The sequence below is a fragment of the Tabrizicola sp. YIM 78059 genome (genome assembly GCF_004959785.1).
Taxonomy (GTDB): domain Bacteria; phylum Pseudomonadota; class Alphaproteobacteria; order Rhodobacterales; family Rhodobacteraceae; genus Tabrizicola; species Tabrizicola caldifontis.
Map to the genome: position 1 here is coordinate 159,185 of NZ_SJZH01000006.1, position 14,367 is coordinate 173,551.

Here is a 14,367-nt window from a genome sequence, read left to right on the forward strand (position 1 = left end):
CCGGGTCATGCCCGGTCAGATCCCCAATAGGCATACATCTGCTCCAGCGCCGTCAGTGGGCGCAGGCGGACGACAGGCGCAGTGGCCTGGTCGTGCTGGTAATAGGGCTCCACCGGCAGGGGCGCGGCGGGTCGACGCGGAAAAGGGTGGATTGACATGGTGCGGGCCTTTCATGGCAAGGCTCCTCCCTGCCCGCCAAGGTAGGCCACCTGCGCATCTCCCCCAAGGCCATTTTCTGCAATGCAGCAATGCAAACAGTGCATCGGCAGCGCCTGCCTACAAGATCAGCACGACGCCCGCATAAAGGACGATTGCGCCAATGGTGCAGGCCACCGCCAGCGACCCAAGATCCTTGGCATCCTTGGCGAACTGCGACCAATCGGGCGAGAGATGATCGACCAGCACCTCCAGCGCGGTGTTCAGCGCCTCGACCGCGATCAGCAGCAGGCCCAGCGCCAGCAGGCCCAGCACCTGCGGCAGGCTGGCCCCCATCACGACGAATACCCCCAGGAGAAGAGCGATGAACACGATCTCCTGCCGGAAGGCGCTTTCCTGCGCCAGCCGCCGCAGACCAGACGCCGAATAGCCGGCAGCGGCAAAGAAATGCGCCAGCCCCGACTTGCGCGCAGGCTTTTCCGGCTGGCTCATCCGCTGGCTCCGGTTCGGCAGGGCCCGGCCAGATCAAGCACCGCGTCGCGGGCAGTGGTCGTGACATCCAGCAAGCCCAGAACGGTCGAGAACATGTTGTCGTGGCTCACCGGCTGCTCCGCGCGATCGGCCAGACAGGCGGCATCAAGCGCCAGACTGGCACGGAAGCGTTCCGACATCCAAAGAACCATTGGCACGTGGGTCTGCGTGTCGGGTGCCAGGAAATCCGGCGCGCCGTGCAGGTAAAGCCCGCCCTCGCCCAGACTTTCGCCATGGTCCGAGGCGTAGAACATCGCCGGTACCACGCGGTCCTGCGCGTCCAGCAGGTCGATTACCTGGCCCAGGAAATGGTCCGTGTAGGCGATGGTGTTGTCATAGGCGTTGACGATTTCCTCGGTCGTGCACTCGGTCAGTTCGGGCGTGTGGCAAGCGGGCTGGAAGATTTCGCGCTCTGCCGGATAACGTAGCCAGTAGCTGGGGCCGTGGCTGCCGATCTGGTGCAGGACGATCACGGTATCCTCGGTGATCGTCGCGGCCTTTTCGGCGAGATCCTTAAGGAACACGCCATCAATGCATTCCGGCTGGCAGAATTCGGCCCCGTCAGCCGCTGTCATGGTGCGCGATGGCAGGCGCGCCGCCACGTCCTTGTGGCCAGTGTTGTTGTCCCACCATTCCACCTTGAACCCGGCATGGGCCAGCACATCAAGCAGGTTCTCGTGGCTCAGGCCGCCCTCGTAGGAATAGTCGGCCTTCGTCAGGGGCGAGAACATGCAGGGCAGCGAGGTCGCCGTTGCCGTGCCGCAGCTTGTGGCCTGGGAATAATACAGGATGTCGCGCGCAGCGAGATCGGGGTTTGTCTCCCGCCCGTAGCCGCCCAGCGACCAGTTGGCCGCCCGCGCCGTCTCGCCCGCCACGATGACCATCAGAACGGGCTTCTCCGCTGCCGCCAGGTAGGGGCCCTTGCGGGCATCCGTCCCCGTCGGCTGAACGACGATCTGCGTCGACTTGAACATCATCTTCGCATAGCGCAGGGCGCCCGCCATCGGCGCCAGCGGCTGAACCGAACCCATCAGCTCCTTGTCGGCACGAAGCACGGTGGAATAGGCTTTCATGTCGGTGAACAGCAGGCCGACCACCATGCCGGCCGCGCCCGCCGTGACCATCACCCAACCGCCGATCCCGCGCCAGACCGTCGCCCGCCGCACCCGCACCCACAGGACCAGAAGCGCAGGCAGCCCCCCGTACAGCGCCACATGGCCCAGGAAGGCCGGCGTGATCAGATGCCGCGACTCGGCGAATGTCGTGGTCATCGCGTTCTGGATCATCTCGCGGTCCACGACCACGCCCAGCTTGTCAACGTAATACGAAGTCACCCCCGCAATCAGCAGAAGAGCCACCAGCACCGGCTTCTGCGCGCGACGGACCGCCAGAAGCGATATGACCAACAGGATCAGCGCCCAGACCGCCCCGGCAAAGACCAGCGCCGTCAGCGGTCTGCCATCGAAGATGCGGAAGAGATGGCCCCAGAACGTGCCGTTCGTCAGCGCCAGCAGCCAGAGCGACACCAGAAGGTTCAGCGTGAAGGGGGAAAGGGTCGGGCGGCCGGGCAGGAATGCCCGCGGATCGGTCGTCATCGGTCAGAAATCCGGCAAAAGGGGGACACCAGGCTGGTCCCCGTCGCGGACCACTTATACCCTTCCGAAGGGGTTTGCCGTAAGCACGCGCTTAATCCGCGCCGTCCCCGGCCCTGCCAGGCAGGGAACCGCCGAACCCGTGGACGTCCAGCAGGGGATCGCGTCATGTGATGCTTTCCAGCCTCTCCTTCGACATGTCGCCCGGCACGATGGTGATCGGGATCGGCAGACTGCCCGAATTGCGGCTCATCGCGGTGACCAGCGGCCCCGGGCCCGACTTGTCGGTGCCAGCGCCCAGAACGAGGACACCGATCTCCGGATCTTCCTTCACGAGGTTCAGGATTTCCGCGACCGGGTCGCCCTCGCGGATGACAAGCTCGGGGTTCACTCCCTGCTTGTCGCGCATCCATTTCGCAAAGACCTCGAAATGCGCCTCGATCCGCTCGCGCGCTTCGGCCCGCATCAGGTCGGCCACGCCGACCCAGGTCTGGAACTCGTCCGGTGGAATGACCGACAGGATCGTGACCCCGCCCCCGGTATGCGCGGCCCTGAGCGCGGCAAAGCGCATCGCGTTCAGGCATTCGCGGCTGTCGTCCAGCACGACCAGGAATTTCCGCATGTCTCCCCCCCGTGGCGCCCGGATCATGGCAGGCAGATACGGGCAAAGGCAAGCCCTAGCCCGCGGCCACCAGGGCCGGCACCTTCGGATAAAGCCGCCACAATGTCACGGTCCGCGTCGCGTTCAGCACCATCAGCCCGGCCCATAGCCCATGGTTGCCGAAGGCCGGGATCAGGATGGAAAGGGCCACGGCATAGACCGCGACCGACAAGAGCATCGCCCGCAGCATGTCGCCGGTCAGCATCGCGCCAATGAAGATGCCATCGTAGATCCAGGCGGCCACCCCGATCAGGGGCGCAGCCACCAGCCACGACAGATAGGCGCGCGCCTCGACCCGCACCTCGGGCGAGGTGCTGAGAAGGTCGATGATCCAGGGACCGGTCAGCGCGAAGACCAGCGCCAGGCCTGCCGCACCGCCGATGCCCCATTGCATGCAGATCCGCCCCGCCGCCCGCGTCTGGCGTTCCGACCGGGCGCCGACCGCCTGCCCCACCAGCGCCTCAGCGGCAAAGGCGAAGCCGTCCAGGGCAAAGGCCGTGATCTCCAGGAACTGCATCAGCACCTGATTTGCGGCAAGCGTCACATCGCCGAACCGTGCACCCAGGAACACGAAGCTGGTGAACGAAAGTTGCAGCAGCACCGTGCGCCCCATGATGTCGCGGCTGGCAGTGAACATCCGCCGCAGCGCCGGCCGGTGGCCGATCCGCGCGATCCCCTCGCGGCAACCTGCGCCGAAGGCATCGCGTGCCAGCCACAGCGCGAGAAGCAGCCCGCTCCATTCCGCGATCAGGGTTGCCAGCGCCACACCTGGCACATCCCAGCCGAGACCAAGGACGAACCACAGGTCCAGCCCGATGTTCGCCCCGTTCTGCCACAGTTGCAGGACCAGCACGCCCCGTGTCCGGCCCAGCCCCACCAGCCAGCCGGTCAGCGCATAAAGCGCGATCGTGGCTGGCGCCCCCCAGATGCGGATCGACAGGTATTCGCCTGCCAGCCGCTCGACCTGTGCTGACGCCGGCGCGATGACGAAGGCCCCCGCGAACAGCGCCACCTGTGCCAGGACCAGCGCCAGCCCTGCGACGGCGCCGACGATAAGCGCCCGCAGCAGCACCGCCGAACGCTCGGCCCGGTCCCCTGACCCATCCGCCTGCGCCGCAAGGCCCGAGGTGGACATGCGCAGGAAACCGAACGCCCAGTAGAGTGTCGCCAGGATCACCGCGCCGAGTCCCACAGCCCCAAGGCTGGCCGGGTCGCCCAGCTGCCCGATGACGGCGGTATCCACCGCCCCAAGCAAGGGCACCGTGGCATTCGACAGAACGATCGGCCCGGCGATCCGCAACACGCGCCGGTGGGTGACCTCGGTCACTTTGCCGTCCCGCTGCCCGGCATCAGGAAATGCCCTGTCCCCTGCGCGAAGAGCCGCGCGCGATTGTCCTGCCAGGCCTCGACATGCACGGACGCATAGCGCCGGCCCGACCGGTTCACCCGTGCCCGCGCATAGGCGTCGCGCGGCAGACCCGCGCGCAGGTAATCCACCGTGAAGTCGATGGTCTTGGGCAGGCGCAACGGCCCCTGAGGCAGCGCGCCCTCGGCCTCGACCCCCTCCCAAAGCGTGCTCCAGGCCAGTTCGATCATCGCCGCGATCTCCAGGAAACCTGCGGTAGCCCCCCCGTGCAAGGCGGGCAGCACCGGGTTGCCGATCAGGTCGTCGCGATAGGGCAGGACAGCTGTCAGTTCATCCCCGCGCCGGTCGAACCGGATGCCCATGAACCGGATGTAGGGCACCTCGTCCACCAGCGCGCGCAACAGCCCCTCGCGGCGCTGCTTGACAACAGCGACAGGCTCCGGCCGCTTCATCGTTCGGCCCTTTCCACGGTGAAGGCCCCGGTTGCCATTGCCACGGGGCGGCTTTCGTCGTCATCCGTGGCAACCGCCCGGACGAAGGCCACTGTCCGGGTGACATGATGGCACTCTGCCCGCGCACGGATTGTCTGGCCTGGGGTCGCTGGCCGCATGTAGTCGATCCGCAGGTCCAGCGTCGCCGTGGAAAACCCCGCCTGCGGATGGCACATCACCGCAGTGCCCGACGCGGTATCCATCAGGGCCGATACCGCGCCGCCATGGATCACCCCTGTCTGCGGGTCGCCGACCAGCTCCGGGTTGTAGGGCATCGCCATGACCGCCACCCCCTCGCCGATGCTGACCAGCTCCATTCCCAGCGCGCGCGAATGCGGCAGGGCCTGGATGAACTGGCGAGCGATGGTTTCGGTGTCGGACATGAGTGCAGGCATGAAACCCGCCCTCTGGCCGGAACGCAAGGCCCGCCGAGGTCGTTGCACCCGATCCGGTGTCAGCCTAGGTTTGCGGCAGGAGGATAGCGCATGACCGAGACCAGGCTCAGCTTCAAGGAAATGTGCGCCAGGTTCGATGTGACACCGCGCACCCTGCGCTACTATGAATACATCGAGCTGCTGGCCCCTGAAAGGGAAGGCCGCGCGCGGTTCTACGGCCCGCGCGAGGTGGCGCGCATGAAGCTGATCCTGCGTGGCCGCCGCTTCGGCTTTTCGCTGGAAGAGATCCGCCAGTGGCTGCTGATCTACGGGAAAAAGGGCGAACGGCCGCAGCTCGAGGCCTGGCTGCAACTTGCCGACCGGCAGCTGGTCGAACTGGACCGCCAGCGCGCCGAGCTTGACATGACCATCGCCGACTTGCGCGCGCTGCGGGAAACGGCGGTGCAGGAGCTGGCAAAGCTTCCCTGACCCGCCCCGCCCGCCATAGCAGTGCTAGCGCAGCGCCTCGACGCGGAAGGCTTCAGGCACCGTGTCGCGCCCCTCCAGCACGAGATCCGCCATCACCTCGGCCACTTTCGGCGCCATGCCGAAGCCGATCTTGAAGCCGCCGTTCGCCACGAAATGCCCCGACCGCCCCGGCCAAGGCCCCATGACCGGTGCCCGACTGGTGGCGCGCGGCCGCACCCCTGCCCAACGCGCCACCACCCCGGCCCCTTCCAGCACCGGCAGCGCCGCTACCGCCCGCGCCAGAAGCCCGTCAAGCTGGCCATCCGGCCCGTCCCCGATCCACCGGCTTTCCGAGGTGGAGCCGATGGCCACCGTCCCGTCGGCATGGGGCACGATGTGCAGGCCATCGACGAACATTTGGGGCGACCCGCGCGCCTCGAAGCGCAGCGCCAGCGCCTGCCCCTTTACCCCCGACCCGACCCTGCGCCCCAGCGCCGCCGACAGCGCATCCAGCCCCGCCACCCCGGTCGCATGGACGACCGCGCCCTCGTCCTCTGCCTCGCCAGTCACCACCTCGCCGCCCTTGGCGCGCAGTGCCGCGACCAGCGCCGCCAGACCCATCCGGGGGGAAATCCGGGCCGACAGCGTGTCATGCACCAGCCAGCCCGAGGGCGAGGCAGGTTCCCACGGCGCCCCCGTCGCAGGCACCACCTGCCAATCGGCGCAGCCCTGCCAGAAGACACGCGCCGTGGCTTCCCGCCTCCGCGCAAGCTCTACCGCCGCAGTGTCCTCCAGCGGCTGCAAACGCCCCAGCCGCGCATAGCCCGAAGGCAGGCCCGAGGCCGCCTCGACCCCCGCCCACCAGCGCCCGGCCATCAGAAGGCTTTCCAGCTGAAAAGCCTTCTTCGCGTTCCATGCCTCCGGAACATGGGGCGACAATGCGCCCACCAGCCCGCCAGATGACCCCGCCCCCGGCCCGCCGGGGTCGATCACCCGCACCCGCGCACCGCGCCCCATGCAGGCCCACGCGATCGACAGGCCGAAGATGCCCGCACCCCGCACCGTCACATCCACCCTTGCCATTCCGCCGCCCCGCGACCATGCAACGGTGGAAAGGACTATCGCCGATGCCCGCCGCAGACTACCCCGAACCGGCTACACCCGATCTTGACTGGCGCGACGGGACGATCCCGGTCTCGCGCCGCTTTGATGACCCCTATTATTCCCTGGCCGGCGGGCTGGACGAGACGCGCCATGTGTTTCTGTCGGGCAACGGGCTGCCCGACCGTTTCCGCGACGGCTTCCACATCGCCGAACTGGGGTTCGGCACCGGGCTGAACCTCATGGCCGTTCTGCTGGCACACCGCGGCGCGGAACAGCTGCACTACACCAGCTTCGAGGCTTTCCCCCTGTCCGCCGGCGCAATCGCCCGTGCGCTTGCGGACTTCCCGGAAGTTGCAGCTTTTGCACCGTCCTTTCTTGAGCAGTGGTCGCAGGGCGCCAGGATCCTGCGCTTCCCCAATCTTACCGCCGAGATTGTCACCGGCGACGCACGGGCTACCCTGCCAGTCTGGCCGGGCAAGGCCGACGCCTGGTTCCTCGACGGCTTCTCGCCAGCGAAGAACCCGGAACTATGGTCGCCCGACCTGATGGCCGAGGTCGCACGCCACACTTCCCCAGGGGGCACCTTCGCCACCTATACCGCCGCCGGCCATGTGCGCAGGTCGCTGGAAGCCGCAGGCTTCACCGTTACACGCAGACCGGGCTATGGCCGCAAGCGGCACATGACTGCGGGATGGCTCTGACACCCCTTCACCCTGCACGGGGCGCATGATAGCCACCAACGCATCATGACTGCCGCCATCCTGCCCGCATCGAAGAACCCGGCCAAAGGCATCTGGCTGATGGTCGCCGCCGTCGCCGCCTTTGCTGCCCAGGATGGCTTTGCCAAGCACCTGGCGGCCGAATACTCGACGATGATGATCATCATGATCCGCTACTGGGTCTTTGCCGGATTTGTCATCCTGCTGGCGCTGCGCCGCCCCGAAGGCCCGAGCGCCGCGATCCGGTCAAGCCGGCTCTGGGCGCACCTGGTGCGCTCTGGCCTGCTGGTTGCTGAAATCTGCCTGATCGTCTGGGGCTACACGCTGATCGGGCTGATCAACAGCCACGCGGTCTTTGCCGTATGCCCGCTGCTGATCGTCGCCCTATCGGGCCCGATCCTGGGCGAGCGCATCGTCTGGCAACGCTGGGCCGCCGTCGCCGCAGGGATGACCGGTGTCCTCATCATCCTGCGCCCCGGATCGGGTGTCTTTTCCTGGGCCGCGCTTCTGCCCTTCGCCTCGGCGCTGCTCTTTGCGCTCTATTCCGTCCTGACGCGCCTGACCACCCGGGACGAGCCGACCTTTCCCGCCTTCTTCTGGCCAGGAGTGATCGGCGCGGTGCTTATGACAGCCATCGGACTGCCGCATCTGAAGCCGATGATCCCGCAGGACATGGTGTTCCTTGCGGCCTATTGTGCACTGTCGATCTTTTCGCACTGGCTGCTTCTGAAATGCTACGAGCAGATCGAGGCGGCGCGTGTACAGCCCTATGCCTACCTGCAGATCGTCTTTGTCACGCTGATCGGCCTGACCGTCTATGGCGAGGCGCTGGAACTTCCCGTCGCGATCGGCACCCTGGTCATCGTCGCTGCGGGGCTTTACGCCCTGTCGCTGGAGCGCAGGCCGGCATGACCACCTCGGCCACGATGCAGAATACCCGTCTTGGCATCTGGCTGATGATCGCGACAAGCGTGGTGTTTGCCTCGCAGGACGGGATCTCGCGCCACCTGGCGGACAATTACAGCGTCTTCATGGTGGTGATGATCCGCTTCTGGGTCTTTGCGCTGTTCGTCCTTGCACTGGCTGCGCGGGCGCCGGGGGGCCTGCGCGCCGCCAGCCGCAGCGCCATGCCTTGGGTGCAACTGGTGCGGAACCTGATCCTGGTCGCGGAAATCTGCGTGATGGTTCTGGGCTTCGTGAAACTGGGCCTGATCGAGGCGCATGCAGTCTTTGCATGCTACCCGCTGCTGATCGCCGCGCTGTCCGGCCCGATCCTGGGGGAAAAGGTCGGCTGGCGGCGCTGGACGGCGATCCTGGTGGGCTTCATTGGCATCCTGATCATCCTGCAACCGGGATATGCCGTGGTATCGGCACGGGCGCTGGTGCCCTTCCTTGCCGCAGCGATGTTCGCGGTCTATGGCCTGCTGACCCGATATGTCGCAAGGGTCGACACGGCTCCGGTCAGCTTCTTCTGGACGGGTGTGGTCTGTGCCGTCGCAATCACGCCCTTCGGCCTTGCAAGCTGGTCCCCGATGGCGCCGGCCGACTGGGGCTGGATGGCAACGCTTTGCTGCACGGCAGTCCTTGGCCACTGGCTTCTGATCCGCGCCTATGCGGTGGCCGAGGCCTCGGCGATCCAGCCCTTCGCCTATCTGCAACTGGTCTTCGCCAGCGGCATCGGCATCACTGTCTTCGGCGAGGTGCTGCGGCTGAACGTGGCCATCGGCGCCGGCATCGTGGTCGCGGCGGGTATTTTCACGCTGTGGCGACAAAGGGTGCGGGAAAAGTCCGCTCTTCAAGCCTGATGGCTTTCATCGCTGACGTGCCGTCGGGGCGATGAGCGCGGCGCAGCAAGCGGAGAGCGTCCCGGTTGCCCCCCCGCCGCGCAAGGCGTAAAACCCGGGACGCAAAGCCGAAGGAGACCGCCGATGCCCACCCCGAAACCCGTCGTCCTTTGCATCCTAGACGGTTGGGGCATCGGGCCGAACCCGGACACCAGCGCCCCGGCAAAGGCGAATGTTCCGACCTTCAACCGGCTGTGGCAGACCTGCCCGCATGCCACGCTGACCACCTTCGGCCCGGATGTGGGCCTGCCCACCGGCCAGATGGGCAATTCCGAGGTCGGCCATACCAACATCGGTGCGGGCCGTGTGGTGGCAATGGACCTGGGCGCCATCGACCTGGCCATCGAGGACGGCAGCTTTGCGCAGAACCCGGCACTGCTCGACTTCGCGGCGAAGCTGAAGGCCAGCGGTGGCACCGCGCATCTGATGGGTGTCATCTCGGACGGGGGTGTGCACGGCCATGTCAACCACGTCCTGGCCGCCACCCGCGCGCTTACCGCGCTCGGCGTGCCGGTGGCGCTGCATGCCATCACCGATGGGCGCGATGTTGCCCCGTCATCGGCAGAGGGCTTCATCGCCATGCTCGTCCGCCACCTTCCCTATGGCGCCGGCATCGCCACCGTCGCCGGCCGCTACTGGGCGATGGATCGCGACAACAGGTGGGAACGCGTCAGCCGTGCCTACGACGCACTTATCCATGCAAAGGGCGAAACCGCGCCAGATGCCCTGACCGCCGTCACGACCAGCTACGGAAAGGGCGAGACCGACGAATTCCTGGCCCCCACGGTCATCCATGGCTATCACGGCGCGAAGGATGGCGACGGCTTCTTCTGCCTGAACTTCCGCGCCGACCGCGCGCGAGAGATCCTTTCGGCCATCGGGGATCCGGCCTTCACTGCCTTTGACACAGGCCCGCGGCCGAAATGGTCGGCGCTGCTGGGCATGGTGGAATATTCCGACGCCCATAACGGCTTCATGGCAACGGCCTTTCCGAAGCGGGTACTTGTCAACACGCTGGGGGAATGGGTTTCGAAACATGGCCTGACCCAGTTCCGCCTGGCCGAGACCGAGAAATATCCGCATGTCACCTTCTTCCTGAACGGCGGGCGGGAGGAACCCTACCCCGGCGAAGACCGCGCCATGCCGCCCTCGCCCAAGGTCGCCACCTACGACCTGCAACCCGAGATGAGCGCCGATCAGGTCTCGGATCGGCTGGTCGAGGCGATCGGCAAGGGATACGACCTGATCGTCGTCAACTATGCCAACCCTGACATGGTGGGCCATACCGGCAGCCTGCCGGCGGCGATCAAGGCCTGTGAGGCGGTGGACCGCGGCCTTGCCCGGGCGCTGGCTGCGCTGGAAGCGCGGGGCGGGGCGATGATCGTGACCGCCGACCACGGCAACTGCGAGGTCATGGTCGATCCCGTCACCGGCGGGCCGCACACCGCGCATACCACGAACCCGGTTCCGGTGATCCTGGTCGGCGGCCCGGCCGGGGCAAGCCTGCGCAGCGGCCGCCTTGCCGACCTTGCCCCAACCGTTCTGCAACTCATGGGCCTGCCGCAGCCGCCCGAGATGACCGGCCAGACGCTCATCGCATGATCCGCGCAGCTGCCTTTGTCCTGCTGCTTGCCCTGCCCGCTGCGGCAGAGACGGTGGCCGAACAGGCGGCCAGGGCCTCAGCCGACCTGCAGGCTGCGGTTGCCGCACTTGACGCCGCAACCGAGGCACGCGATCGCGTGTCTGCCCTGTCCCGCACCATCCGCGCCTATGAGGAAGGGCTTGCCGTCCTGCGCGGCGCCCTGCGCAGCGCCGCCCTTCGCGAAGCCCAGTTGACCCGCGCCTTTGACGCCAAGCGCGACAGCATCGGCCGGCTTCTCGCCGTACTTGCGACCATGGAAGCCAACCCCGGCCCGCTGCTTCTGCTGCACCCGGAAGGGGCGGTCGAAACGGCACGGTCGGGCATGATCCTGGCCGACGTCACCCCGGCGCTTCAGGCCGAGGCACTGGCCCTGAAGGCGGAGCTCGTCGAACTGGCCGAATTGCGCGCATTGCAGCTTGCGGCCGGCGAGACGCTGAAGGCCGGCCTAGCCACCGCGCAGAACGCGCGCACCGAACTCTCGCAGGCGATGTCCGACCGCACCGACCTGCCGCGCCGCTTCACCGAGGATCCCGAAGCCCTGCGCGGCCTGCTGGAAAGCGCCGATACGCTGGATGCCTTTGCCGCGGGCCTGTCGCCCGATGCCGATGCCGGGACAAGTTTCGCTGACCAGAAGGGCAACCTGCCGCTTCCGGCCTTGGGCACCCTCCTGCGGCGGCCGGGAGAGGCCGATGCCACCGGCAGCCGCCGCCCCGGCGTGACGCTTGCCACCCAGGCCGGCGCGCTGGTTACGGCGCCCTGGCCCGCGACGATCCGCTACCGCGGACCGCTGCTGGACTACGGAAATGTGATGATCCTCGAGCCTGGAGACGGCTATCTATTGATCCTCGCCGGGCTAGAGATGTTGTACGGCGAGGTGGGTGAAGTCGTCGCCGCAGGCGCGCCCCTGGGCCTGATGGGCGGCACGGGCACCGCGTCGGAGGAATTCATGACCCGTGCGGAAGATGGGTCTGGCGGGCGGGGCACGGAAACGCTTTATATGGAATTGAGACAGGGCGCTGCGCCCGTGGACCCGATGCCCTGGTTCACCGCGCTGGCCCGGCTGGGAGACTGACGCAGGATGAAGAAGTTCGTGATGGCCGCCCTCGGCGGAACGGTTGCCGGGATCGTGGCCACGACGCAGATCGCCGGACCGTTGATCGCGCAAGAGGCCGGGGGCAGTGCCTCGGTTTACGAGCAGCTGGACCTGTTCGGCGACATCTTCGAGCGCATCCGCGCCCAGTATGTCGAAGAGGTCTCGACCGAAAAGCTGGTGACCGCCGCGATCAACGGCATGCTCACGTCGCTTGACCCGCATTCCTCATATCTCTCCGCCAAGGACTTCGAGGACATGCAGGTCCAGACCCGGGGCGAATTCGGCGGGCTCGGGATCGAGGTGACGCAGGAAGAGGGCTTCATCAAGGTGATCGCGCCGATGGACGGCACACCCGCCGACAAGGCCGGTATCCGGGCGGGCGACTTCATCACCCATGTGAACGGCGAATCCGTCCTGGGCCTGATGCTGGACGAGGCCGTGGAAAAGATGCGCGGCCCGGTCGGCAGCGAGATCATCATCACGGTCGTGCGCGAAGGCGTGCCAGAGCCCTTTGATGTGTCGATCATCCGCGACACGATCAAGATGACAGCCGTGCGGGGTCGCGTCGTGGGGCAGACGATCGTCCTGCGCATCACCACCTTCAACGACCAGACGACCAGCGGCGTGAACGACGCGCTGAAGAAGGGCCTTGAGGAACTGGGTGGCATCGAGAACCTGGACGGTGTGGTCATCGACCTGCGCAACAATCCGGGCGGCCTGCTGAACGAAGCGATCTCGGTTTCCGACGCCTTCCTGGAAAAGGGAGAGATCGTCTCGACCCGCGGGCGCAACCCCGGCAGCGGCGAACGCTACAATGCCAAGCCGGGCGACCTGATCGAGGGCAAGCCCATCGTGGTGCTGATTAACGGCGGTTCAGCCTCGGCCTCGGAAATCGTCGCGGGCGCGCTGCAGGATCATCGCCGGGCGATAGTCGTGGGCACCAAGAGCTTTGGCAAGGGCTCGGTGCAGACGCTGATCCCCCTACGCGGCGACGGGGCGATGCGGTTGACCACGGCGCGCTATTACACACCCTCGGGCCGGTCAATCCAGGCGCTTGGCATCTCGCCCGACATCGTGGTGAACCAGCCGCCACCCAAGCCCCCCGCGACCGAGGAAGAGACTGCGGCCTCTGCGGCCGCACGCGACCGGTCCGAGGCGTCGCTGCGCGGCGCGATTTCCAATGACTCCATGACGGACGAGGAAAAGCGGCTGTATGAGGAAGAACTCGCCCGGGCCGAGGAATCGGCCAAGCTTCGCGACGAGGACTACCAGCTGGCCTATGCCGTCGACATCATCAAGGGGTTGACCGTCATCGCCCCGCAAACGCCCTGAAGCGAAGGGCGGGGTCCATCCCCGCCCGTGCCCTGCCATGGTGGATCCCGAAACCCTGCCCTATCGTCCCTGTGTCGGTGTCGTCCTGATCGACGACCGCGGTCTGGTATTTGCCGGACAGCGGATCGACAGCCCATCACCTGCCTGGCAGATGCCGCAGGGCGGCATCGACGATGGCGAGACACCGAAGGAAGCCGCCTACCGCGAACTGCGAGAGGAAACCGGTATCACCCGCGATCTGGTGGAGTTCGTCGGCAAGACCCACGGCTGGGTCACCTACGACCTGCCGCCGGACCTGCTGGGCAAGGTCTGGGGCGGCAAGTATCGCGGGCAGAAGCAGAAGTGGTTCCTGTTCCGCTTCAAGGGCAAGGACAGCGACATCCGCATCGATACCCCTCACCCGGAATTCTCGACATGGCGCTGGATCCTCGCCGACGAGATGCTGGACGCCATCGTGCCCTTCAAGCGCGCGGTCTACGAGGAAGTCATCCGCAGCTTCCGCGCACATCTTGCCTGCCGGTACGCCAGCCGCGGCACTTGACCTGGCGCAAGGCGCGATGGCGGGGACGGCGTCAGGCTGGGTCTTCCCTTCGGAAAGGTCCCGCCCATGCCCTTCGTCCTTGCCGTCCTGGCCGTCTTCCTGACCATCTTCATCGTCCCTGTCCTGGTTTATGGCGCGATCTCGCGCCTGACCGGGCTTCGGCCGCCCGGCGATGACCCCCTGGCCTTCCTTGCCGGGGCTGCGGTCTCGAAGATCGGAACGGCCGTTGCCTTCGTCGGCATCTGGGTTCTGGCGCAAGACAGCCTTGCCGGCGCATTGATCCATTATGTCAGCTTCTGGTGGGTGATGTTCGTCCTTGGCGAGATCGGCTAGGCCATCGGGCCAGATTACAGCTGGCCAGAGGCGCTTGGCGGCATCCTGTCAGAAACCATCTATCTGCCGCTTTCCGGGGTGATCCTGCTGTGGCTGCCTCCGGTCTGACGCGGACGCCGA

The 14,367-nt window shown here is 66.7% G+C and carries 17 protein-coding genes; 9 read left to right on the plus strand and 8 right to left on the minus strand.

Annotated features, from left to right (window positions below):
- Window positions 1-5 precede the first annotated feature (5 nt).
- From EZM81_RS18300 to EZM81_RS10235, 7 genes are all read right to left on the minus strand, one after another.
- Window positions 6-158 carry a hypothetical protein gene (locus EZM81_RS18300; RefSeq protein WP_167850968.1) on the minus strand — a complete coding sequence of 51 codons (153 nt, stop codon included), beginning with the start codon at window positions 156-158 and terminating at the stop codon, window positions 6-8.
- A gap of 118 nt (window positions 159-276) precedes the next feature.
- Window positions 277-648, minus strand: coding sequence for a diacylglycerol kinase (locus EZM81_RS10210; RefSeq protein WP_136645630.1), 372 nt, complete (start codon window positions 646-648; stop codon window positions 277-279).
- A complete protein-coding gene (locus EZM81_RS10215; protein WP_136645631.1) occupies window positions 645-2,282 on the minus strand; it encodes a phosphoethanolamine transferase in 1,638 nt (545 codons plus the stop codon). Before EZM81_RS10215 ends, EZM81_RS10210 begins: the two co-directional genes overlap by 4 nt.
- Window positions 2,283-2,445: 163 nt before the next feature.
- Window positions 2,446-2,901: a universal stress protein gene (locus tag EZM81_RS10220; protein ID WP_135449588.1), complete on the minus strand. Its 456-nt coding sequence runs from the start codon at window positions 2,899-2,901 to the stop codon at window positions 2,446-2,448.
- A 55-nt stretch (window positions 2,902-2,956) separates the two neighbouring features.
- The gene (locus EZM81_RS10225) at window positions 2,957-4,267 is read right to left on the minus strand and encodes an MATE family efflux transporter (protein ID WP_136645632.1); all 1,311 of its coding nucleotides are present in this window, start codon (window positions 4,265-4,267) and stop codon (window positions 2,957-2,959) included.
- Window positions 4,264-4,758 (minus strand): PaaI family thioesterase, encoded by a 495-nt coding sequence (locus tag EZM81_RS10230; RefSeq protein ID WP_136645633.1) that lies wholly within the window; start codon window positions 4,756-4,758, stop codon window positions 4,264-4,266. Before EZM81_RS10230 ends, EZM81_RS10225 begins: the two co-directional genes overlap by 4 nt.
- Complete coding sequence (locus EZM81_RS10235) at window positions 4,755-5,180, minus strand: PaaI family thioesterase (RefSeq protein WP_135449716.1); 426 nt, start codon at window positions 5,178-5,180, stop codon at window positions 4,755-4,757. The genes EZM81_RS10230 and EZM81_RS10235 overlap by 4 nt, the downstream gene beginning before the upstream one ends.
- A gap of 102 nt (window positions 5,181-5,282) precedes the next feature.
- On the opposite strand from EZM81_RS10235, the gene EZM81_RS10240 reads away from it, so the two are divergent.
- Window positions 5,283-5,660, plus strand: coding sequence for a MerR family DNA-binding transcriptional regulator (locus EZM81_RS10240; RefSeq protein WP_135449585.1), 378 nt, complete (start codon window positions 5,283-5,285; stop codon window positions 5,658-5,660).
- 24 nt (window positions 5,661-5,684) lie between these two features.
- On the opposite strand, the gene EZM81_RS10245 is transcribed toward EZM81_RS10240, so the two are convergent.
- Complete coding sequence (locus EZM81_RS10245; protein WP_136645634.1) at window positions 5,685-6,722, minus strand: FAD-binding oxidoreductase; 1,038 nt, start codon at window positions 6,720-6,722, stop codon at window positions 5,685-5,687.
- Window positions 6,723-6,766: 44 nt separating this feature from the next.
- Here EZM81_RS10245 and mnmD point away from each other — a divergent pair, with 44 nt between their 5' ends.
- The 8 genes from mnmD to EZM81_RS10285 all read left to right on the plus strand — a co-directional run bounded on the left by mnmD (window position 6,767) and on the right by EZM81_RS10285 (window position 14,247).
- Window positions 6,767-7,444, plus strand: a complete 678-nt coding sequence (gene mnmD / locus EZM81_RS10250) for a tRNA (5-methylaminomethyl-2-thiouridine)(34)-methyltransferase MnmD (protein WP_136645635.1) — start codon at window positions 6,767-6,769, stop codon at window positions 7,442-7,444.
- Between the two features lie 45 nt (window positions 7,445-7,489).
- The gene (locus EZM81_RS10255; RefSeq protein ID WP_136645636.1) at window positions 7,490-8,374 is read left to right on the plus strand and encodes a DMT family transporter; all 885 of its coding nucleotides are present in this window, start codon (window positions 7,490-7,492) and stop codon (window positions 8,372-8,374) included.
- On the plus strand, window positions 8,371-9,267 hold the full coding sequence (locus tag EZM81_RS10260) for a DMT family transporter (protein ID WP_136645637.1): 897 nt from the start codon (window positions 8,371-8,373) through the stop codon (window positions 9,265-9,267). Before EZM81_RS10255 ends, EZM81_RS10260 begins: the two co-directional genes overlap by 4 nt.
- Window positions 9,268-9,390: 123 nt before the next feature.
- Complete coding sequence (gene gpmI, locus EZM81_RS10265) at window positions 9,391-10,908, plus strand: 2,3-bisphosphoglycerate-independent phosphoglycerate mutase (RefSeq protein ID WP_136645638.1); 1,518 nt, start codon at window positions 9,391-9,393, stop codon at window positions 10,906-10,908.
- Window positions 10,905-12,020, plus strand: coding sequence for a murein hydrolase activator EnvC (locus EZM81_RS10270; RefSeq protein WP_136645639.1), 1,116 nt, complete (start codon window positions 10,905-10,907; stop codon window positions 12,018-12,020). Before gpmI ends, EZM81_RS10270 begins: the two co-directional genes overlap by 4 nt.
- A gap of 6 nt (window positions 12,021-12,026) precedes the next feature.
- Window positions 12,027-13,373 carry a S41 family peptidase gene (locus tag EZM81_RS10275; RefSeq protein ID WP_135449572.1) on the plus strand — a complete coding sequence of 449 codons (1,347 nt, stop codon included), beginning with the start codon at window positions 12,027-12,029 and terminating at the stop codon, window positions 13,371-13,373.
- A gap of 37 nt (window positions 13,374-13,410) precedes the next feature.
- Window positions 13,411-13,914 carry an RNA pyrophosphohydrolase gene (locus tag EZM81_RS10280; RefSeq protein ID WP_136645640.1) on the plus strand — a complete coding sequence of 168 codons (504 nt, stop codon included), beginning with the start codon at window positions 13,411-13,413 and terminating at the stop codon, window positions 13,912-13,914.
- 66 nt (window positions 13,915-13,980) lie between these two features.
- Window positions 13,981-14,247, plus strand: coding sequence for a hypothetical protein (locus EZM81_RS10285; RefSeq protein ID WP_136645641.1), 267 nt, complete (start codon window positions 13,981-13,983; stop codon window positions 14,245-14,247).
- Window positions 14,248-14,367 lie beyond the last annotated feature (120 nt).

Excerpts from the sequence above, each read along its gene's own strand:
- EZM81_RS18300 (WP_167850968.1), bottom strand. The coding sequence starts at position 158 with ATGTCAATCCACCCTTTTCCGCGTCGACCCGCCGCGCCCCTGCCGGTG.
- EZM81_RS10210 (WP_136645630.1), bottom strand. The coding sequence starts at position 648 with ATGAGCCAGCCGGAAAAGCCTGCGCGCAAGTCGGGGCTGGCGCATTTC.
- EZM81_RS10215 (WP_136645631.1), bottom strand. The coding sequence starts at position 2,282 with ATGACGACCGATCCGCGGGCATTCCTGCCCGGCCGCCCGACCCTTTCC.
- EZM81_RS10220 (WP_135449588.1), bottom strand. The coding sequence starts at position 2,901 with ATGCGGAAATTCCTGGTCGTGCTGGACGACAGCCGCGAATGCCTGAAC.
- EZM81_RS10230 (WP_136645633.1), bottom strand. The coding sequence starts at position 4,758 with ATGAAGCGGCCGGAGCCTGTCGCTGTTGTCAAGCAGCGCCGCGAGGGG.
- EZM81_RS10235 (WP_135449716.1), bottom strand. The coding sequence starts at position 5,180 with ATGTCCGACACCGAAACCATCGCTCGCCAGTTCATCCAGGCCCTGCCG.
- EZM81_RS10240 (WP_135449585.1), top strand. The coding sequence starts at position 5,283 with ATGACCGAGACCAGGCTCAGCTTCAAGGAAATGTGCGCCAGGTTCGAT.
- EZM81_RS10245 (WP_136645634.1), bottom strand. The coding sequence starts at position 6,722 with ATGGCAAGGGTGGATGTGACGGTGCGGGGTGCGGGCATCTTCGGCCTG.
- mnmD (WP_136645635.1), top strand. The coding sequence starts at position 6,767 with ATGCCCGCCGCAGACTACCCCGAACCGGCTACACCCGATCTTGACTGG.
- EZM81_RS10255 (WP_136645636.1), top strand. The coding sequence starts at position 7,490 with ATGACTGCCGCCATCCTGCCCGCATCGAAGAACCCGGCCAAAGGCATC.
- EZM81_RS10260 (WP_136645637.1), top strand. The coding sequence starts at position 8,371 with ATGACCACCTCGGCCACGATGCAGAATACCCGTCTTGGCATCTGGCTG.
- gpmI (WP_136645638.1), top strand. The coding sequence starts at position 9,391 with ATGCCCACCCCGAAACCCGTCGTCCTTTGCATCCTAGACGGTTGGGGC.
- EZM81_RS10270 (WP_136645639.1), top strand. The coding sequence starts at position 10,905 with ATGATCCGCGCAGCTGCCTTTGTCCTGCTGCTTGCCCTGCCCGCTGCG.
- EZM81_RS10275 (WP_135449572.1), top strand. The coding sequence starts at position 12,027 with ATGAAGAAGTTCGTGATGGCCGCCCTCGGCGGAACGGTTGCCGGGATC.
- EZM81_RS10280 (WP_136645640.1), top strand. The coding sequence starts at position 13,411 with ATGGTGGATCCCGAAACCCTGCCCTATCGTCCCTGTGTCGGTGTCGTC.
- EZM81_RS10285 (WP_136645641.1), top strand. The coding sequence starts at position 13,981 with ATGCCCTTCGTCCTTGCCGTCCTGGCCGTCTTCCTGACCATCTTCATC.